Source organism: Clostridium ragsdalei P11, from assembly GCF_001675165.1.
Taxonomy (GTDB): domain Bacteria; phylum Bacillota; class Clostridia; order Clostridiales; family Clostridiaceae; genus Clostridium_B; species Clostridium_B ragsdalei.
In genome coordinates this window covers 141,658-162,078 of the sequence record NZ_LROS01000077.1, presented here as the reverse complement: position 1 = coordinate 162,078, position 20,421 = coordinate 141,658, and the positions used below count along the sequence as shown (strand labels likewise).

Sequence of the window (20,421 nt, the reverse complement as noted above, 5' to 3'; positions counted from 1 at the left end):
ATACAGTGATTCTATTTCAAATGATTTTCTTCCCATAATTAAAACTCCTTTCTCCGTACATTTAGTATTTGGAGAAGAATTTTAATTATTCTGTATAAGTTAATATTTTAGTTAGAAACCCTATATAACTTTCCCATATCAATTATCATATTTCTTAAATTTCTATAATATAAAATAAACGTTATAGCACTAAGAGTCACAATATATAAGATAAAATTTATATTTATAAAGCTAAGAGCTATACATATAACTGTAAATGATGTAAATTTTAGATATACCTTTAAAGTATTCCTTATAAAGCTTATTTTTAAGTTTAATATCTTTAGATATATCAAATGCTGCATTATGGAATACAATATATTGGTCATCAAGGTTGCCAATGAAACTCCAATTATCCCCATGCCTGATTCAATGAAAATATAATTAAGAATAACTGCTGCTGCAGTTGCTAAACATTGTAGATACACTGAATATATCTGCTTTTTATTTGATACGGTAAAAACATTGGCAAAATAGGATATTTCGCTGAAAACTCCACCAAAAACCAATATTCGATATATATCAATACTTACAGAATATTTAGGTAAAATTATATTGGTAAAAGGTTTTATTAATATTATGCCTACTAAGCATAAAACTACTCCTAAAACTTCTACATACCTAGTATACTGTTCTATTCTTTTTAAAATTTGTCTTCTGTCATTATTTCCATTAATATATAAATTTTTTATGACTTTAGGATAATATAAAAACAAAACCGAGGATATGAATACCATAGTCCCATTTACAAGCTGATTTGAAAATGTGTAGTATCCTAAATCCCTGTATCCTAAAAAATTAATTGTCATCAACCTGTCAACTGTTGTTAGAATATAAAATCCCAAATTATATATAAGTAATGGAACTCCAACTATTATTAAATCTTTTAAAACTTTTTTATCTATGCTCAGTTTAATCTTTTCACTATTTTTATAACCATAGATAAAAACTATAATATCCGCTATGAACATAGCTATTAATACAGAATATATTTTAAAATATTTTATAGATATGATTATCAGCACAAATGATAATACATTATTGATAAGCTCTATAAAATTTATCTTTCTAACCTTATTAACCAGCCTATAATAATTAATATAGAAACTTCTATACTGCTCTAAAATTCCTATAATAAAAACCAGCAAAATATAATTGCCTAAATTATCCTTATATATGAATTTAGCAATTATACCAGCTGCTATTAATAATATTGACAATACCAATAATGCCGTAAAAGATGTACTAATAACTTTACTCGCTTTATCTTTCTCGTTAGTTGATTCATATATGACATATTCTCTATTCATGGAATATAATATCCCCAGATTAGAATAGGATAGATAACTTAAAATAAGCAGCAGATTGCCGAGTACACCTAATAATTCAGGTCCAAGTGCCCCAGCATTAACTATTCCTTTTAAAAATGCAATGATTAATGCTATATATTTAATAGAAGAATACTTTAATAAGATATTGATTCTACCATTACTAAAAATTTTCTTAAGTTTCATTACTGCATATACCGCCTTAACTATTTTATTTAAAACAGTTCATTAATATTTTTACAAAGCTTTTCAGCTCCATTTTTATCAATAACTATACTCTGGTTATAATTCATCTGTTTTCTCCTATTTAAGTCACTACACAATTCTTCTACTGTATTTACCAACTCTTCCTTATTTAATTTATCTATAGGACCTAAATTGATTATCAATTTTTCTTGTTCCATTTTTTTAGCTATCTCCTTTTGGTTTTCTGCAATTATGAGTCCTAATGTCGGCACTCCGCAGGCTGCCAATTCATACAGCGTGCTCCCGCAGGCTGATATAGCAATATCACACCTATCCATTAAATCTTTCATATTTGTGTTAAAGTGTAATTTAACGTTACTGTTCATTTTCTCATAGTTACTAAGTTCATCTATATATTTAAAAGATGGCCCAACTACAACATGAAAATTGTATTTTAATTCTTTTATAAATTGTAAAATCTTTGATGTATAGTTATTAAAATCTGACCCACCTAAAGTTATTAAAATATCTTTTACAACTTCATTTATCCTCTTAATTTTTGCTTTTCTAAACTCATCTCTCAATAAAGCAAACCCAGGCCCTAAAAATAGCACTGTCCTTTTGTCAGTATTATAATTTAAATCTTCTGCATTTATATTTTGATTTATTATAAAATCCACATCAAAATGATATAAATTCATATCATCAAAATATCCCGTCTTTTTAAATAACTTTTTTGTTTTAGTAAAATAATGCTCATCTACATCATAACTGTCTGTTATCAGACAATCACACTGAATCCTTTCTAATTCCCCCAATACATTATTTTCGTCTATAGTAATTACTTTAAAGCCTTCTTTTTTAACTTTTTCTATGCCATAACTATACCTGTCACTTAACGCTTTATCTATTCTGCATAAATAAAAAACATCATTGGTTTTTGCAAGTTCCTTAGCTAAAACCAATGTTCTCATAACATGCCCCATGCCTATTTGAGAGCCGCCATCTGCTCTTATTGCAATTCTAGCCATATAATCACCCTATTTAACATACTTCCAATGCAGTGGAGTACCTTTTAATAAATTTTCACCAGCAGTTTTTCCTAAAATGTCATCAATGTATTTAGGAGGTAATCCAAATGCCGGTCTTATTGATCTAACATTTTCCTCTGTAAAAGTTTCCCCTGCTTTAATATCTTTTACTGCAAATAAAGATCTGGAGAATGCTCTGTTTTTCATCTGCTTTTCTGTTAGTCCATAGCTGACTTTTCCAATAGCTTTCTCAGTATTTCGAATTGATTGAACCATACTTTTTAATTCATGTGGTTCTAAAGAGAATGCAGCATCCGGTCCTCCATCTGCCCTTGAGAGTGTTATGTGTTTTTCAATAACTTTTGCTCCAAGTGTTACAGCTGATATAGGAACTTCTATACCTAACGTATGATCGGAAAGACCCGCTATTACATCAAAAGTTTCTCTCATATTAGGAATAGTTTTTAAATTAACTTCTTCAAATGGAGCAGGATAGGCACTAGTACATTTAAGAAGAATTATCTGATCATTGCCAACTTTTTTACATGCATCTATAGCTAATTGAATATCTGAGATTTCTGCTATACCTGCTGCTATTATCATAGGCTTTCCCTTGGAAGCCATATATGTAATAAGTGGTATATCAGTAATTTCAAAAGAAGCTACTTTATATGCCGGTACATCCATATCTTCCAGAAAATCTACTGCTGTTTTATCAAATGGTGAAGAAAAACAAACAAGACCATTTTCTTCGGCTATTTCCTTTAATTCAGGCTGCCATTTCCAGGGCATATATGCCTCTTCGTACAGATCATGAAGAGTTCTTCCATCCCATAAAGTACCCTGTTTTATTTGAAAATATTTATTATCACAGTCTATAGTTATAGTATCTGCAGTATATGTCTGCAATTTGACAGCATCTGCTCCTGCATCTTTTGCAGCATGTATAAGCTTCACTGCATTATCAAAACTGCCATTATGGTTAGCTGAGATTTCTCCTATAATAAATGTTTTACTAGTTTCATTGATTTCAAAATTTTTGATTTTTATATTTTTGTTCATTAAAATCTCACCTGCTTAAATTTTTCTCAAACTTCATATTATAATCATCATTTTCTACTAAATTATAATGTAACTTTTCAAATATTTTTACAGAGTACATGTTTTCTTTTTTAACATAACCTGTCAATACAATATTCTTGTTCTCTTTCATAAGCTTATCCTGAAGCTTTTCCAAAATCTTATATCCATAACCTTTTCCGCGAAATTGTTTTGATATGCTATAACTTACTACATTTTCATTTCCCTTTTTCTCAACTCTCACTATTCCTATGTTTTTATTGGGATCGGCCAATAGATAGATAAAACAATCCGGATCCTTCAATTTCTTAAAATACCAATTTACATGCTGGTCATATGGTATTTCACTATTATTAAAAGAATTTTTTCTTACCTCCTCCTCATTTACCCATTCATATATTAAATCACAATGGCCTTCACCAGCAGGTATCAAAAATAAGCTGTCATCAATTTTTTTCTGTTCTATATACTTATTGATTTCTTTTACTTCAGGGTTTTTCTCTAAAAATTTTACTATTTCATTCATACCAAAATAATCTCTATCTTGAAATTGTTCATATATTATTGATATTAACTTAAAATCCTCTTCTGTATCTAGTGTCCATCTTAAATTTGAATAATCTATTTTATTTTTATATTGAAAAATATTGAAAATATTATCGTTATCCCAAATATAGGGTGTTACATGTTCCCTGTCTCTTTGAGATGTTGATTCATTAAAAGCTTTCTCCAATGCGTAAAAACTAAATACCTCCGTGTCTAATCCTCTTGGATAAGTCCTGTCTATAGTATTGCTTACATAATCGTATTTTTCTCTATTTTCCATAAAGCACTGAATTATACTTTCAGCAACTTCACTATCTATGAGCGGGCAGTCAGATGTAACCCTAACAACCACATCCGCACTATTTTCTTTAGCAGCATAATAATATCTTGATAGTACATCATCTTCCGAACCCCTGAAACATTTTACCTTTAATTTTTCACACTCTTTTACAATAGCATTATCCTTTTCTAATACTGTTGTAGCTATTACTATTTCATCTATATTTTTTATTCTTCTTAATCTATCTACATCGTGCTCCAGAACAGTTTTACCACAAATCTCTTTTAATACTTTCCCCGGAAGCCTTGTAGAACTAATCCTTGCCTGTACAATACAAACTACTTTCATTTCAGTCACTACCTCTTATAATAGTTTATTACTTTTTTAACTCCATTTATAACATCTGATACATCTTCATCCGTCATCTTGGGAAATAATGGTATAGTTATCATTCTTTCGTATAATTCTTCTGCATTTTTGCATAGCCCTTTTCGATAACCTAGCTTTTGGTAATAAGGATGTAAGTATACAGGAAGGTAATGTACATTCACTCCTATATTTTCAGCCTGCAAAGCTTCAAAAATTTCTTTTCTTGTACAAATTAATTTTTCCAAGTTCAATTTGATTACATATAGATGCCACCCTGAGTTAGAAAATTCAGCTTCATAAGGAGTAGTAATTTCATCTACATCTTTAAAAGCTTCATTATATATTTTAACTATGTCTCTTCTTCTTCTTATGAATTTATCTATTTTATTCATCTGACTTGCACCTAAAGCACATTGAATATCTGTAATTCTATAGTTATAACCTAAGTCTATCTGTTCATAGTACCATGGACCTTCATTATGAGTTACAAAATCTTTATCCCTAGTTATTCCATGACTTCTAAAAAGAATCATTTTTTTATACAATTCATCATCATCCGTAACTACCATACCACCTTCGCCGCTGGTTACAGGTTTTACCGGATGAAAACTGAATTCTGTCATTTGTGCCTTTGTACCTACTTTTTTACCTTTATATTCACTTCCTAAAGCATGCGCAGAATCTTCTATTATTACCAGATTATTTTTACCTGCTATTTTTCTTATTTCATCTATATCAACAGATTGTCCTGTAAAATCTACTGGGATTATTGCTTTAGTTTTACTTGTTATTTTCTTTCCAATTTCTTTTGGATCTATGTTATATGTCTTAGGATCTATATCTGCAAATACAGGTGTACCTCCACAATATAGAACACAATTAGCTGAAGCTGCAAAAGTTATAGGTGATACTATTACTTCATCACCTTCTTTTATTCCTGCTGTAAAGCAAGCCATATGCAGTGCTGCAGTGCCACTAGCAACTGCCACTGCATACTTTGCCCCTACATAGTCTGAAACCTTTTTTTCAAACTCTCCCACAGAAGGACCAGTGGTTAGGAAATCACCTTTTAGAACTTTTACTACTGATTCTATATCTTCTTCATCTATATCTTGCCTTCCATAAGATAAATATGTTTTCCTTATTGGTGTTCCACCATTGATTGCCAATTCATTCATTAATTATCTTCCCTTTCTATTTAGTGGACATTACTTCATCATAATGTATATCATTAACTTTATATGCATCAAATATACCTAATCTATACATTTCCTGTCTCAACTCATTTACTGTAAGCCACTGCGTGTTATTTCCAGAATTATATTCAAATCCTTCTTCTATTAGCTTTCCACCAGATGTAAAGTGTTTATCAAAACTCCACCAATCAAAATGAGGATAGATAATATAATGCTTTTCATATTCATAAGTGGTTCTTGAATCATCTCTTGTTATCATAATTTCATGCAGCTTTTCGCCTTCTCTAATTCCAATTTCTTTTATAACAACATTATCAAGCATTGCTTTAGCTAAGTCAGTTATAGTGAAAGAAGGTATCTTAGATATATAAGTTTCTCCACCCTTTGATTCATCTAATGCCTTAAATACTAATTCAACACCCTCCTCTAAGGTTATCCAGAATCTCGTCATTCTACAATCAGTTATGGGTAATTCTTTTATTCCTTTTTCAATTAAAGACTGAAAGAAAGGGATAACTGAACCTCTGCTTCCTGCTACATTTCCATATCTAACTACAGAAAATACAGTTTCATTTCCTCCTGAATAAGCATTGGCCGAAATAAATAACTTATCTGAAACAAGTTTTGTACCTCCATATAAATTAATGGGATTGACAGCCTTATCTGTTGAAAGTGCAACTACCTTCTGAACTCCTCTGTCTAAAGCTGCATCTATTATATTTTGTGCTCCATCAATATTAGTTTTTATTGCTTCGAAAGGATTATATTCGCAAGCTGGAACCTGTTTCATTGCTGCAGCATGTATAACATAGTCTACACCATTAAATGCCCTATAAAGTCTATCTTTATCTCTGATATCACCTATAAAAAACCTAAGCTTATTTATTTTATCAGGACATCTTAACATAAAATCCTTTTTCATTAAATCTTGCTTAAATTCGTCTCTTGAGTAAATAATTATTTTCTTAGGATTATATCTTTTTAAAATCATCTCAGTAAACTTTTTTCCAAAAGAGCCAGTTCCTCCAGTAATTAAAATTGATTTATCATTAAGCATTTATTGTCCTCCTATTATTTCATCTTTTATGCTATTAACTATATTTTTAATATTTTCATCTTTAAAAAAGGTTTTATCAAGCAAGTGACTATTTAAATTTCCATTTCTTAAACTTCTTATACAAGCTAATATAAAACAATTTCTATTATTTATTCTCTCATCCTGATATTTATCCCAATCTCTTAATCCAGTTATTATATTATCTCTAAATTCCTGAAAATTATTACATTTAAAACTGTAATCGTATTCATTGTAAAACACATTTCCAAATACAAACACCGGCTTATCTTTCACTATAGCCTCATATCCTGTTGTATTTGTCAATGTTACTACTCCCATAGACTTTTCTATTAGCGCATTCATACTGAATTCAGGATGAACTAACTTTATATTAGGTATTTTTTTTAGTTCCCTGTAAAATGACAATTTTCTATTTGCGAACATTGCAGGATGTTCTTTAACGTAAATATAAGTTCCACCAGGTATGGACTTTGCTAGATTTTCTATAAATGCAAGTTGATTTAAATAGTACGGTGCAAAAGTCATTGTGGATGATTCAGGCTGATAATGCAGTGGTGTTAAATAATATCTTTTATTTAAGTTCACATTGTCGTAATATCTCTTGAGCAACAGCGACTTTATTGGGAACACAACTTTTTTAAGCCTTTTATTTATTTTTTCAGATATTTTTGGAGATTGATCTGCAGAATATTTTAAATCTATTTGATAGGACTTCATATATTTCTTTAATCTAATTACAGGATTTTGCACATATAACTTTCTAAATAAATTTTTAAACTTAGTCTGCTTGCTAAATTTCATGTAATCAGGTGCAGCTTGTTTTTTAAATCCTTCCAAATATTTATTAAGATATTCTCTTTCCTCTTGTGAAAAGCCATTCTTTTTATAATTAATATAAAGCTCTTTCAATCCATGACGTCTGCCCAATACATCTGAAAACTCCATCTTATTACTGATTCTTCCATGCCAGAAAAACAGGTACTTTATCCCAAAATACTTGCTAAGATAGTAAAATATCAAATCGCTTGAACTAGACAGCTCACCTATAATGACTTGGTATTGTGTTTTTTCAAGCAGCATTAAGGAAAACTTAACAAGCATATATATAATTTGTTTTCTATGACTTTCACTGTAGTTTATAACAAGCCTATCTGCATATAAAATCTTATTTACTGGTAAGTTATAATTTAATTCAAATTTATACAGCTCATCATCTATATTTACATTTTCTTCCGCGTAAGTCTTACAAAATTCCGTAAAGTCATATATATTTCTAAAGACCTTCTCCTTCTCATTTAATTCATAAGCATCTAAATAGTTGCGGTAACTAAACACACAACTGTCAACAAAGCTGTTCTCATTATCAGACAATATTTCTTTAGAAATAGTATATTCTCTTTTGGGTGCCTGCTTAGTTAAATATAAAATTTTCAATTTACTCACATCCATCTATTCTATATAACTTTTCAAAACATCTAAAACAAATATATTATATATTTTTATCAAATAGCTATAATCCATATCATCATAAATTCTATTTTCACTGCAGAATTGACTTATTAACTTATCTAGTCCTAAATTGATGATTGCCGGATTATTTAATAGTGTGCTCTCATTTAACCTGTCTTTTACTATCTTTCCAAATTGATCGTTAAAATATAAATGAATTGTACTGGAAACTGCTTTTTTTCTTCCTGCCAAATTAATAGGCACATTTTCATCTTTTAACATTCTCATTAGTAAATATTTATTATTTATTGTAAATCCATTTCCGAACCCTGATTTGCCGATATATCTCTTGTTGGAATATTTAAATGGTATGGAAGCACTGACTTCTGCCAACTTAATATCATAAAAAGGAAATTGACATGTATTATAGTAGTGATTGCATAGACTATCCATATATTTAATGTCATCTGTGTACTGCTGACCCCATCTTAACCAGGTAATTTCATTAAATAACTCTTGATAACTTAAACTTTCATATTCTATATTTTCTTTTATCTCTTGTTCTAACATGCTGTTTACATTATTGTTATCTATTGAGCAATGTAAAAAATATTTAATCAAATATTTCTCCATATGTTCAGCATCCCTGCATCTCTCCAGAGCTCTTGTAATTTTTTTATTGAACTTTAAAGCTGCAAGCTTTTTACCTAAAAAAGGGACTGCTTTAGAATTAATTTTATTTTTAAATATTATATCATCTAAAATATTGACATATGGCGTGTGCAGTCTTGTATCCTGACCTGTAAACACATTATATTCCTTTAGTTTTAATGATTTGAAAATACTTCCTATATACATTACACCCCAGTAAGGAAAATTGAGGTTTACTATATCTTCTAATATTTTTTCATTAATATCAGATGGATCTATTAACACTTCCCTATGCTTTAATCCAAAATAATCTGCCACTTTTTTTGCATATGGAGCTTCACTATTTTTTTGGTTTTTCACTGATACATTAAATGATTCCAATGAACTGGTTGTGCAATTTTTCAAGGCATAACACATAACATTAGAATCTATACCACCTGACAACATTATTCCATTAATTGAGCCTACTCGTTTTTGATGAGATTTTATTATTTCATTTTTTAAAGTTGCTATGGATTCTTCCAAACTGATATTATTGTTAATTTTATATTTAAAACTATATGCCTTTTCTTTTTTTAAAGAATTATTATTTAAGTCAAATTCATAAATATATGCCCTGCCTATTTCATAAACACCTTCATATAATGTGTATGGCTCCATTAAACAGTCCATTACATACATCTGTTCAATTGCAAAATCACTAATTTCAACCTTTTTAATAGCTTTTGCAATACTATGAACATGCATTGACATAACTAATGTGCCATCTTTATAAAAATAATACATAGGTACAACACCATTTGGTGTTCTGAAACTATATATTTTATTCTCTACTTTATCTATGATAATAATCGCATAGTCAACCTTATATAATAAAGAATTAAATAACTCTTTGCAGACACTCATATCTATAAAGCTTAAATTTTCAAATAATTTTCTTATATCATACTTGCTCTTGGAAAAAAACAGGATTTCATATCTATCCTTATGTTTAAAATATTCAACTGTTTTAGTGAAATATATATTGTACCTATCTTTTTTTATATTACTAAAATTATATTGTTCTTCAATAAATTTGCCATTTAATTCTACATTACTATCATAAGAATTTAGAAAAAATAAATTGTCCTGTAATCCTATATCCAAGTTATCTCCTCCATTAATCAATTATTTTTCTATATACCCTCTTATTATTAATAGTGCCTATTTCTTTGTAACCAATTTTGTCATTATTCAATTTTGATATTGGTTTTGCCGGAATACCACCTATTAAATATCCTTCACAGTTAATTGATTTAGTTAGTATACTGCCCATTCCTACAATATTATTACTATTTACTTTTAAACCAAAGTTAAATTTTACACCTGCCCCAATATATATATTGTCCAGTAACTTGATTTGACCTTGAACCCTATTATTTCCCAGGTCAAATCCATGTGTCCAAAATTCAGTGCCATTACCTGCAATTGTGCACTTATCACCAATATAAATATCATCCGTTAAGTCAAAATAATGCTTGTTAACAATAGTACTAAAATTTCCTATAATAATATTGCCGCCGAATCCAACACCTACATTATCGTTGTGTAAAAATTTATTATCTCTTACGATTACTGTATTGTTTCCAATAATTATGCTCTTACAACTTTTGAAAAAATTATACTTTAATATTGTAGAATTTTCTTTTATTACTATTTTGTTACAATTCTTAATTAAATTAAAGTTTCCTATGATACTTCCCCTGCCTAATTCAAAGTAAACAGCATCAATATAAGAAAAACCAATTTTACAGCTTTTATCTATTTTGTAATTCAACAATTTATTGTATAAATATATCTTCAACCTATTTATTGGAATAAACATTAATAAGCAATTTTTAATTTTCATCATGACACCTCTGCTCTTTCTTTAGCACTATCACTTAATATTACTCCATAAATAATCCAATTAATTGGATTGGTAAAATATCCTCCTCCTATTTGATATAAAAATATGAATATTAATAGTGCATATTTAAAAGTATCATTATTAATATGTTTCCACATATAAACAAAAAGGTAACTCAGATAAAATAAAAACAATAATCCTCCTTCTGCTATTGCATACATAAAGGAGTTTGCTATTTTGCTTACTAATCCATATGAAAGCAGCATATATTCATAATAGTCCGTGTTTAGATTGCCAAAGCCAATTCCTAAAAGTGGATTAGACTCTAAACATGCTTTCATTCCATTAAATCCTTTAAATACTCTATAGTTAAAGGAAGAATCTGATCCGCTCATAATAGCTTGAAGCCTTAATACTATAGAACTCTGAAAATAGTTAATGAAAATAAAAATTATTGGAATCATACATAGGATTATATATATATATACAATTTTTCTTCCAACTGTAGATTTTTTTAAATTATCACGACTTAATATAAATATAACTGTAAATAAAACTAGTACAATTCCACCTAAACCGCCTGAATATGCCATAATTACTAAAAGGATAATTAAATATAATAAATTCTCATAGTCTATAAAAAGCTTCTCACAATTATTATTGTAAAATAAGATAAATAATGCTAGCACTGCGGCATGAAATGATAATTCACTAGGCTCTATATATAAAAGTTTTAATCTGGTTGTAAGAAATTTATTAGTTAAATCATTAAATACCCAAAAAACATCTGTTCTCACAAATAAGCTGGTAACAAATAGTAACATTAATAGTAAAACAGCATATTTATATAGTTTAGTAACATTAATTCTGCTAAAATTATTTTTTACTGCATTTAATAAGTATACACATAAGAACATCTTACCTACAGATGCTATTCCTTTTTCAACATTCAGGTCATGCAGCATAAGAATTTGGAGTATAAATATAATGATTATGGGCAGTAAAAATATAAATGTAGTCGATATATTACGATACCTAAAAAAAAGGATATCTTTCAATATCAATAACAAAGCCATTATATAAAAGAGGTCAAAATTACCCCCGAAAAATTGATGTGTAACAAATAAAATACTAAGTAACCATTCCATGGTATGCCTCCAATGTTATTTGGGCAGTTTTTTTCCAAGAAAAATCCAGTGATCTTTTTAATCCCAGTTCACTTAACTTATTAAGCATATCCTTATTATTTATTGTAGTAACAATTTTTTCTTCCATATCTTCCACATCCCATGGATTAAATAGCACTGCTGCATTTCCTGTTACTTCAGGTATAGAAGTAATATTTGAAGTAACAACAGGAGTTCCACATGACATTGCTTCTAAAGGCGGCAGTCCAAAGCCTTCGAATACAGAAGGATATACAAACAATTTGGCTGCATTATAAAGTAATGCTAAATCTTCTTCTGACACATAATCCGTAAAAATTATATCTTCCTTATACTTTGATTCATTGACAAACTTGAAAATATCGTTGAACAACCAGGCTTTTTTACCAACAACAACAAGTTTTTCATCAATCAATTTTTTGTTTCTCAAATTAATATAAACAGTAAACAATCTGCTCAAATTTTTTCTTGGCTGAAGATTTCCTACAGTTAAAAGAAATTCTCCATTAATGTTGAATTTTTTCCTGGTTTGTATTAATAATTCATAATCCTTTATAACTTTATATCTTTCACTGGCCGCTAAATACGTAACAACAATTTTATCAGGATCAATTCCATATTTATTGCTAATATCCTGCTTTGAAAAATTGGAAACAGTTAAAATTTTATCAGCCTGTTTTGCCAAAGCAGGTATCAAAATCTTATTCATCAATAAATTTTTTTTAGTAAAATACTCTGGATAATGTTCAAAAGAAATATCATGTATAGTACCTACAACCTTGCACTTTTTCTTTATTACCGGAAAATACTGCAAATGAAGTACATCAAGTTTATCCTTTTGTACGTAATCCGGTAAATACTTCATATATCTCTTAACTGCATTAGAAGTCTTAAAGCTTTTTATTTTAATATTATCTTCATTGTCAATATTAATAAGTGATGATTTTTTTAAATCATTGAAATATAAATAAACTTCTTCATTTGTAATTAATTTAGCTATTTGTTCTATTAAATTTCTATAATATGTTTCATTACCTCCGGATTTATCCCCTATAACATGTGCATCAATTCCTATTCTCATAAGTGCCCCCTAATAAGGCATTTTCAAAGAAATAACTAGTCAATATGATGGCCTATTTTTTATTTTCTTTCAAATGCCTAAATACCAAATAATTCTTCATAGTCGTTTACAATCTTATTCCATGAATAACTATTAATTATTCTATTTTTAGCATTTTCAGATAATTTATTAATGTTATTTATATCCAACTTCTCTATTTTTTTAATTAAGGTTGATAAGTCACCCCTACTTTTCTTAAAATAAATAGCTCCATCCCTGCCAACTTCCCTATTAAAATTAACATCTACAAGTAAGTTTAACTGAGTACTTGCTAAAGCTTCTAATAAAGAAGGGTTTGTTCCTCCTACTTCATGTCCGTGTATATAACCATAGGCATTTTCCCTGATTTTTTTAATTAACTCCTGATCATAAACTGTACCAACAAACTTTATACGTTTATCTTTATCAAAGTGGGTTTTTAATAATAACTCATCATAAAACTTATTTTTTTCAACATTTGTTATAATAACTAAATCTTTATCGGTTTTTGATGCCATAATTTCTCTAATCATAACTTCATAATTATTTTCAGGAACAAACCTTCCAACAATCAAATAGTATTGTTTAGATTTAATACTATTTTTATAAAACCAATTCAACAGCTTTGGATCATCATCTGATAAAGTTGATTTTTCGATATCTGCACCATAAGCTATAAATGTAGTATTAGGATTATATTCTTTATAATTTTCCTTTATATATTCTTCAATTCCAAGTGAATCACATATTAAAAAATCTGCGTGCCTCACCATTAGTCTTTCAGAATACTTCCAGTATGCCTTTACTGCTTTGTTCCACTTGCTCCTTTTCCATTCATGTCCATCAGGGTTAACATATACTTTAATGCCCTGCTTCTCTAACTTTTTTTTATAAAAAGCTAAAAAGGGACCTATTCTACAAGCTAGTATATAAATAATGGAATCTTTTAAATTATTTTTCTTTATATATTTTTCAGCCATTTTTAATGCTTTTATATCATATAGAACAGCCCTAGCACTTCCTATATTTTTTACTTTAACATTGAAGCATCGTGCATTATTATATTCAAACTCTTTTTCATCTTCTGCCAAACATGCTATATGATACTTAATATCAATATTTTTTTTATGAAAAGTAAGTTTATCAACAAATGTCTCAAAACCACCATATCTTGCAGGTATGCCTTTTGAACCTATAATAAAAATATTTTTCATTTTTCTGTATTCACCTCAGCAAATTTTATATTTTTAGTTCTTAGCTTGCATTTTTATCTCCAAAGAATACACCTAAAGTTTTAAATATTAACTTTATATCTAAAAACGTGCTCCTATCCTTTATATATTTCAAATCTAGTTCCATCCATTCATCAAAATCAATGCTGCTTCTGCCCATAACCTGCCAGTAACACGTAAGACCTGGCTTTGCTAAAAGTTTAATTTTTTGCTCGCAAGTAAACTTTGCAACTTCTTTCGGAAGATTAGGTCTCGGACCTACCAGTGACATTTCACCTTTTATCACATTAAACAACTGTGGAAGCTCATCAAGACTGGTTTTTCTTATAAACCTTCCCACTCTTGTAATCCTTGGATCTTGCTTTATTTTAAATATGGGTCCTGTCATCTCGTTCTTATGTTGAAGGTTGTCCAAAAGCTGTTCTGCATCGTGAATCATAGATCTAAACTTGTACATTTTGAAAAGTTTACCGTTTTTTCCCACTCTAGCCTGTGAAAATATAATAGGCCCTTTAGAATCAAACTTAATTGCAACTGCCACTACAAACATAATCGGAAAAAAGGCAATAATTCCAACAAAAGAGAAAATTATATCTATAATTCTCTTAAGTAAATGGTAGTCAGCACTTTTTTCATACTTTTCCATACTTTTCACCACTATTTTAGTAGATTCGATTTGCAGCCCATTCAATGAAAAATCCCCACCTTTTTTAACTAATTGGGGCTATGTAAAGCCCCCTCATATCTAATAATAATGTGCTATTTGAGTATAAACAAGTTTAAAATATAAGCAGTTTTGTCAAGTTTAATGAAAAAATACTAAACTATGATTTTTTGTCAAATTGGGGTAGATATATACCGGAATTTGTCTAGAAAAGTATGTAATTTTAGGCAAAAAAAATAACCAGCAATTAGTAGTAATTCTAAACAAAAAAATCAACTTATACTCCGGATATTTTTTACAACCTTCAGTTCATTAAATATTTTGATAAGTCTAAGTAAAAAATTCTAAAAAAGCTAAGAACTTTTGAAAACTCGTACCTCAAACAATTCAAAAGTCCTAAGTTTTTACGAATTTTTTTCTAAGACTTATATGCAAAATATTTAAAAGAACTTCATTATTGTAAAAATATGCCTGCGTATAAGTTGATTTTTAAGTTAGAAAATACACATTAACTGATGGATATAGCAAAATAAAAGCAGGGTAAATTACTCTACCCTGCTTACTACTTTCTTAACATATTCAATGTCAATGTCATTTATATCTGCTATATATTCTACCGTGAGTCCTTTTTTATATTGTCTTAATATTAGCTGTCTAATTCCTTCTTCTTTTCCTTCTTCTATTCCTCTTTCTATTCCTCTTTCTATTCCTTTTTCTATTCCCTCTTCTATTCCTTCTTGTTTAAGTTTTTTATCCAATTCAAGCTTTTTCATCATATCAAGTAGAAATTCTCTATTATCTTCGCTCAATTTCACTCTTCCCATATTTTTATATCCCTCCAATATTTCATTTGGATTTACTTCTGCAAGTACATCCATTATTACCGCATACAGTGGATTCTTTATATTATCTATGTACTCTGCTATCCACTTTTTTATCAAATTTTTATTTTGATAGTCAGTTTGGAGTAATTTCAAATATTGTGATCCTTCATCGTCTAATTCTTTTGATACCAAGAATTGTGTTTCTATGTCTGTATTCTTTATATAGTATATACCATTATCCACAGCTTCCACTATGGCTCCCCGTTCACTTTTCAAGTACTCTACCAATTTTCTGGGATATTTATTTGATGTTAATGTTACTGTCATTTCTTTTATATTTATCTTATTAGTTCCTTCCGATAATGCTTTGTAGAGATATGCATAGGCCTTTACTTTGCCTGATGGCTACCTACTATAACACTCCCACTTCTATCAAAGTGGGAGATAACAGTAGCTACGCCCCTAGATAATTCATCTAAACTTAGTGGGAAAAACAAATCTCTAAAAAGAAAGCGATTCACATTAAATCAAAGATTTGGTGATAATCGCTTTTCCCACTAAGTAAGATTCATTGATAGTAGTCATCTATTGATATATAATCTGTAGGTGACTTATATTCAAATATATTGTATTTTCTAAATATTTTCCCCAGAGATTTAGTTATTCTTATATCTTTCAGTTTCTTTATCACTAACACATCTATTCTCAAAGGTTCATCTGTCAACTGGTACTCTGTTACAAATTCCAAGTCTTCCCTATATTCTTTTAGTTCGAGCTGTATTGCCGCTGCAAAGGCTGGATGCCATTTTATTTTTTCATTTGCCAATCTTATCACTCTACCTTAGTTTTATTTATATTATTATATCATACTGTATTTATTTATAGAATACTCATTTTATAAACCTTTCTGTATATCATCAAATGCTTCTTTAAATGGTCTCACTTTTTTCTTTTCCAGCGCATCTACACCCTCATCAATCAATTTATACAATTGAAATTTGCCCACAAGTTTTTCATAAGTTTCAATGCTCATGACAGCTAAATCTCCCTTACCATTCTTAGTTATATAAACCGGTTCATTGTATTTGTGGCAAAATTCTGATATTTCTCTGTAATTGTTTCTTAAATCTGAACTTGGTCTTATCGATGGCATAACGTATACCTCCTAGTTATGATATCAATATTATATCATAACTAGATTTTTTAAATTGATCTTATTATCTATAAGTACGATGACTAAATTTATAAAGACTGCCAAAAATGATAGGACAATAAAAACTACTATAATTAAATTTATTTTCTTCCATAATCATCTTCAAATCTTACAATATCATCTTCCTCTAAATAATTGCCCATCTGAACCTCAATAATCTCAAGAGGTATCTTTCCTGGATTCTCAAGTCTATGCTTTTGTCCAGGTTTTATAAAAATACTTTCTCCTGCAGGTACCAGCTTTTCTACATCATCTATTGTCATTTTGGCCATACCTTTAACAACAATCCAATGCTCACTTCTATGATAATGCATCTGGTAGCTTAACTTCTTACCCTGGCTTACTTTAATTCTTTTAATCTTAAATGAATTCTTCTCTTCTTCTAGAACTTTATAACTTCCCCAAGGCCTGTAATCTTGAACATGATATTCTACTCTACTATCATTTCTTTCTTTTAAGGATTGTACAACTTTCTTTACCTTTTGTGACTGATCTTTTTTGCAAATAAGCAAAGCATCTCTATTATCAACTACAATTAAATCATTGACACCTACTGCTGTTACTAGTTTGCCTTTTTCTGAATATATGTAGTTGTCTTTAGAATCAATAAGTATATTATCCTTATCAGATATATTATTATTTTCATCCTTATCAAAAACTTCATAAAAAGAATCAAAGCTGCCAAGATCATTCCAGCCTATATCTACAGGTGCAACAGCCACGTTTTTGCTTTTTTCCATAATACCATAATCTATTGAAATTTTTTCATCTATTTTATTGAAAGCTTCCTCTATAGTACTGCTGATTTCAAAAGCATTGTATATATTGGGAGCATAGCGTTTTACTTCATTTATAAAAATATCAGTATTAAACATAAATATTCCTGCATTCCAATAGTAGCCCTCATCAACATAGGTTGCAGCAATTTCAGCTTCTGGTTTTTCTTTAAATTCTTTTACTTCATAACCATTTAATTTTTTATTTCCAGGTGCAATATATCCATAGCCAGTGTTTGGATTATCCGGTTTAATGCCAAAGGTTATAATTGAATCTGTAGTTAATGGTACTGAATTTTTAATAATATTTGCAAATTCCTCACCTTTTGCAATCATATGGTCAGAAGGAAAAACAACTACCGTATCATTACCCTTTTTAGCTATTTCATAAACACCTGCATAAATCGCAGGAAGGGTGTTTTTAGCTTCAGGTTCAACAATTATATTAGATTCATTATATCCATAGCCTAATTCTTCAACAGAACCCATTACTAAAAATTTATATTTTTCATTTGTTACTACATATATATCATTTACATCTGCTAATAATAAACTTCTTTTAAAGGTTTCCTGGAACAAGGATGGCTTATCAACTTGTAATTTAATGAATTGTTTTGGATATCTGTCACGGCTAAGGGGCCATAACCTTGTACCACTTCCACCTGCTAAAATTATTACTCTCATAATGTTAAGCCTCCTATCGCAATTTTAGATTTTATCTATCATTTTTATACATACGCATACACACTTATATATAAGTGTGTCACAAAAATATTCTAAGACGAGCTAACTTTCTTGCCTACTATCCAAGGAACTTTTTTATTAATAACAGTTATAACAGGCAACAAAATTATAATTGTTAATACAGCATATATTGCGCCGTAAAATATAGTATTTTGAATCTTTTCTAAATTAATCTTTAATATAGAAAAGATTTTATCTACAATGCTATAAGTAATTAAATGAAATGAAAGCAAAGTAAAAGTATTTTGACCTATAAATACAAAAAATTTTTTTAATATATTAATTTTTTTAGCAATAACTTGAGATATTATTATATATATGCCTATCCCTGAAATAGCTGCAATATAAAAATAAAAATAATTCCCGTACTCTCTCGTGGAAATATTAACAAAAGAATTCAATTTATAAAAAGTTATATTTATTATTGTAAATATAATTATTAATATAACTTTTTTCCAATCAATCTCAGGGGATATATTCATATTTTTTATTAAATAACCTAATCCTAAAAATATAATACTGCTTAATGCCTTATCAATGCTCCATGGTAATTGAATAATTATAAAAGTATTTATTAAATATCCAGTGAAAGCGCATGCTACCATTTTTATTATAATTTGTTTTTTATTTTTACTTGTTGATACTATAAAGTAAAAAATTATTTCCATCACAAATAGGCAAAGGATAAACCAAAATGGATTGAAAGTAGAAATCACTAAATTGGGATTATTTATTCCTAAAATCTTTGCTTTTTTTATATCATATAGAAAAGGAACTGAATATAAATATCCAACAAAAGGTGTAATAAAATTATTTAATTGTATACTACTATGTTGCAGTAAAAACTTAATTATAAATTTAGATATATATATCCCATAAAGTAATGTACTAATTGCCAAGTATGGAACAACTAATGACTTTGATTTTCTCCGTAAAAACGTTTTAAACGTGTCATTGTCTTTTATTGAAAAAGTACAACCAGATAAGAAAAAGAAAAGTGGCATAAATAAGGATGTAATATGCCCTGCTAAAATTCCCATTTCCTTATGAGACAACATTACATAGAATATTCCTATACCTTTACCAATATCTATCCAGTCAATCCTTTTTCTAATTTTTTGATTGTTATACATAATTAACCCCCCATCATGTAAAACATACAGCTGAATTATACCATAATACTACATGTTTTGCATGATGAGACTTAACTCAATGATTAAAAAGGACTTCTATAAATCATTAGTTGAAGCAGAAATTATACTTCTCGCAAAACATCTTGCTAATGAGATTTGTCCAACTCATTTGGATGAAGATTATCTCTTAAAATAGATAAATGATTATCTAATCCTATTCTTCCAATTTCACTTAAAGTATCAGCAAAATATATGCCATTAGTAGCCACAAGATACATTATTGCACTTCTATAAGTCGCACCTTTTTCATAATTACTATCTGCAAACCCAACACCTGTTAAAGTTGAAGATATATACATTGGAGGTATACCTATTATTACTTTTTTTCATTTGCGTTTGGTAATGTTATCATAGATTGCATCATTGTAATAAATATAGAAATATTTGTT

At 28.8% G+C, this 20,421-nt stretch carries 19 protein-coding genes; all 19 read right to left on the bottom strand.

Translation table 11 applies throughout. From position 1 onward, the window contains the following. Positions 1–107: 107 nt before the first annotated feature. The 19 genes from CLRAG_RS19405 to CLRAG_RS19315 all read right to left on the bottom strand — a co-directional run bounded on the left by CLRAG_RS19405 (position 108) and on the right by CLRAG_RS19315 (position 20,331). Positions 108–1,553, bottom strand: coding sequence for an oligosaccharide flippase family protein (locus tag CLRAG_RS19405; protein ID WP_065079904.1), 1,446 nt, complete (start codon positions 1,551–1,553; stop codon positions 108–110). Between the two features lie 29 nt (positions 1,554–1,582). Then, a complete protein-coding gene (pseG, locus tag CLRAG_RS19400; RefSeq protein ID WP_065079903.1) occupies positions 1,583–2,584 on the bottom strand; it encodes a UDP-2,4-diacetamido-2,4,6-trideoxy-beta-L-altropyranose hydrolase in 1,002 nt (333 codons plus the stop codon). A 9-nt stretch (positions 2,585–2,593) separates the two neighbouring features. After that, positions 2,594–3,646 carry a pseudaminic acid synthase gene (pseI, locus tag CLRAG_RS19395; protein ID WP_065079902.1) on the bottom strand — a complete coding sequence of 351 codons (1,053 nt, stop codon included), beginning with the start codon at positions 3,644–3,646 and terminating at the stop codon, positions 2,594–2,596. Positions 3,647–3,653: 7 nt separating this feature from the next. Then, positions 3,654–4,838 (bottom strand): GNAT family N-acetyltransferase, encoded by a 1,185-nt coding sequence (locus CLRAG_RS21340; protein ID WP_065079901.1) that lies wholly within the window; start codon positions 4,836–4,838, stop codon positions 3,654–3,656. An 8-nt stretch (positions 4,839–4,846) separates the two neighbouring features. Continuing rightward, entirely contained in the window at positions 4,847–6,037 is a 1,191-nt protein-coding gene (gene pseC, locus CLRAG_RS19385) for a UDP-4-amino-4,6-dideoxy-N-acetyl-beta-L-altrosamine transaminase (protein ID WP_065079900.1), read from the bottom strand. A gap of 16 nt (positions 6,038–6,053) precedes the next feature. After that, positions 6,054–7,112, bottom strand: a complete 1,059-nt coding sequence (gene pseB / locus CLRAG_RS19380; protein WP_065079899.1) for a UDP-N-acetylglucosamine 4,6-dehydratase (inverting) — start codon at positions 7,110–7,112, stop codon at positions 6,054–6,056. Next, positions 7,113–8,567 carry a capsular polysaccharide export protein, LipB/KpsS family gene (locus tag CLRAG_RS19375; protein ID WP_065079898.1) on the bottom strand — a complete coding sequence of 485 codons (1,455 nt, stop codon included), beginning with the start codon at positions 8,565–8,567 and terminating at the stop codon, positions 7,113–7,115. It lies immediately after the preceding gene. 15 nt (positions 8,568–8,582) lie between these two features. Next, a complete protein-coding gene (locus CLRAG_RS19370) occupies positions 8,583–10,379 on the bottom strand; it encodes an asparagine synthase-related protein (RefSeq protein ID WP_065079897.1) in 1,797 nt (598 codons plus the stop codon). A 13-nt stretch (positions 10,380–10,392) separates the two neighbouring features. Then, positions 10,393–11,121 (bottom strand): acyltransferase, encoded by a 729-nt coding sequence (locus tag CLRAG_RS19365; RefSeq protein WP_065079896.1) that lies wholly within the window; start codon positions 11,119–11,121, stop codon positions 10,393–10,395. Then, entirely contained in the window at positions 11,121–12,269 is a 1,149-nt protein-coding gene (locus CLRAG_RS19360; RefSeq protein WP_065079895.1) for a hypothetical protein, read from the bottom strand. Before CLRAG_RS19360 ends, CLRAG_RS19365 begins: the two co-directional genes overlap by 1 nt. Continuing rightward, positions 12,253–13,368 (bottom strand): glycosyltransferase family 4 protein, encoded by a 1,116-nt coding sequence (locus tag CLRAG_RS19355; RefSeq protein WP_065079894.1) that lies wholly within the window; start codon positions 13,366–13,368, stop codon positions 12,253–12,255. The genes CLRAG_RS19360 and CLRAG_RS19355 overlap by 17 nt, the downstream gene beginning before the upstream one ends. Before the next feature lie 77 nt (positions 13,369–13,445). Further along, entirely contained in the window at positions 13,446–14,600 is a 1,155-nt protein-coding gene (cps2T, locus tag CLRAG_RS19350) for a beta 1-4 rhamnosyltransferase Cps2T (protein WP_065079893.1), read from the bottom strand. Positions 14,601–14,640: 40 nt separating this feature from the next. Continuing rightward, complete coding sequence (locus CLRAG_RS19345) at positions 14,641–15,279, bottom strand: sugar transferase (RefSeq protein WP_420808102.1); 639 nt, start codon at positions 15,277–15,279, stop codon at positions 14,641–14,643. A gap of 548 nt (positions 15,280–15,827) precedes the next feature. Continuing rightward, positions 15,828–16,382, bottom strand: coding sequence for an RpnC/YadD family protein (locus tag CLRAG_RS19340; protein ID WP_167351594.1), 555 nt, complete (start codon positions 16,380–16,382; stop codon positions 15,828–15,830). A gap of 292 nt (positions 16,383–16,674) precedes the next feature. Further along, on the bottom strand, positions 16,675–16,932 hold the full coding sequence (locus CLRAG_RS19335) for a hypothetical protein (protein WP_065079891.1): 258 nt from the start codon (positions 16,930–16,932) through the stop codon (positions 16,675–16,677). Between the two features lie 69 nt (positions 16,933–17,001). After that, positions 17,002–17,259 carry a type II toxin-antitoxin system Phd/YefM family antitoxin gene (locus tag CLRAG_RS19330; RefSeq protein ID WP_065079890.1) on the bottom strand — a complete coding sequence of 86 codons (258 nt, stop codon included), beginning with the start codon at positions 17,257–17,259 and terminating at the stop codon, positions 17,002–17,004. A 140-nt stretch (positions 17,260–17,399) separates the two neighbouring features. Further along, complete coding sequence (locus tag CLRAG_RS19325; protein WP_065079889.1) at positions 17,400–18,779, bottom strand: mannose-1-phosphate guanylyltransferase/mannose-6-phosphate isomerase; 1,380 nt, start codon at positions 18,777–18,779, stop codon at positions 17,400–17,402. A gap of 92 nt (positions 18,780–18,871) precedes the next feature. Then, complete coding sequence (locus CLRAG_RS19320; RefSeq protein WP_065079888.1) at positions 18,872–19,972, bottom strand: acyltransferase family protein; 1,101 nt, start codon at positions 19,970–19,972, stop codon at positions 18,872–18,874. A 146-nt stretch (positions 19,973–20,118) separates the two neighbouring features. Then, positions 20,119–20,331, bottom strand: coding sequence for a hypothetical protein (locus CLRAG_RS19315; protein WP_065079887.1), 213 nt, complete (start codon positions 20,329–20,331; stop codon positions 20,119–20,121). Positions 20,332–20,421 lie beyond the last annotated feature (90 nt).

What these genes read in the sequence shown, in the direction of transcription:
- CLRAG_RS19405 (WP_065079904.1), bottom strand. Translation starts at nt 1,553, where the DNA reads ATGAAACTTAAGAAAATTTTTAGTAATGGTAGAATCAATATCTTATTA.
- pseG (WP_065079903.1), bottom strand. Translation starts at nt 2,584, where the DNA reads ATGGCTAGAATTGCAATAAGAGCAGATGGCGGCTCTCAAATAGGCATG.
- pseI (WP_065079902.1), bottom strand. Translation starts at nt 3,646, where the DNA reads ATGAACAAAAATATAAAAATCAAAAATTTTGAAATCAATGAAACTAGT.
- CLRAG_RS21340 (WP_065079901.1), bottom strand. Translation starts at nt 4,838, where the DNA reads ATGAAAGTAGTTTGTATTGTACAGGCAAGGATTAGTTCTACAAGGCTT.
- pseC (WP_065079900.1), bottom strand. Translation starts at nt 6,037, where the DNA reads ATGAATGAATTGGCAATCAATGGTGGAACACCAATAAGGAAAACATAT.
- pseB (WP_065079899.1), bottom strand. Translation starts at nt 7,112, where the DNA reads ATGCTTAATGATAAATCAATTTTAATTACTGGAGGAACTGGCTCTTTT.
- CLRAG_RS19365 (WP_065079896.1), bottom strand. Translation starts at nt 11,121, where the DNA reads ATGAAAATTAAAAATTGCTTATTAATGTTTATTCCAATAAATAGGTTG.
- CLRAG_RS19360 (WP_065079895.1), bottom strand. Translation starts at nt 12,269, where the DNA reads ATGGAATGGTTACTTAGTATTTTATTTGTTACACATCAATTTTTCGGG.
- CLRAG_RS19355 (WP_065079894.1), bottom strand. Translation starts at nt 13,368, where the DNA reads ATGAGAATAGGAATTGATGCACATGTTATAGGGGATAAATCCGGAGGT.
- cps2T (WP_065079893.1), bottom strand. Translation starts at nt 14,600, where the DNA reads ATGAAAAATATTTTTATTATAGGTTCAAAAGGCATACCTGCAAGATAT.
- CLRAG_RS19330 (WP_065079890.1), bottom strand. Translation starts at nt 17,259, where the DNA reads ATGCCATCGATAAGACCAAGTTCAGATTTAAGAAACAATTACAGAGAA.
- CLRAG_RS19325 (WP_065079889.1), bottom strand. Translation starts at nt 18,779, where the DNA reads ATGAGAGTAATAATTTTAGCAGGTGGAAGTGGTACAAGGTTATGGCCC.
- CLRAG_RS19320 (WP_065079888.1), bottom strand. Translation starts at nt 19,972, where the DNA reads ATGTATAACAATCAAAAAATTAGAAAAAGGATTGACTGGATAGATATT.
- CLRAG_RS19315 (WP_065079887.1), bottom strand. Translation starts at nt 20,331, where the DNA reads ATGTATATATCTTCAACTTTAACAGGTGTTGGGTTTGCAGATAGTAAT.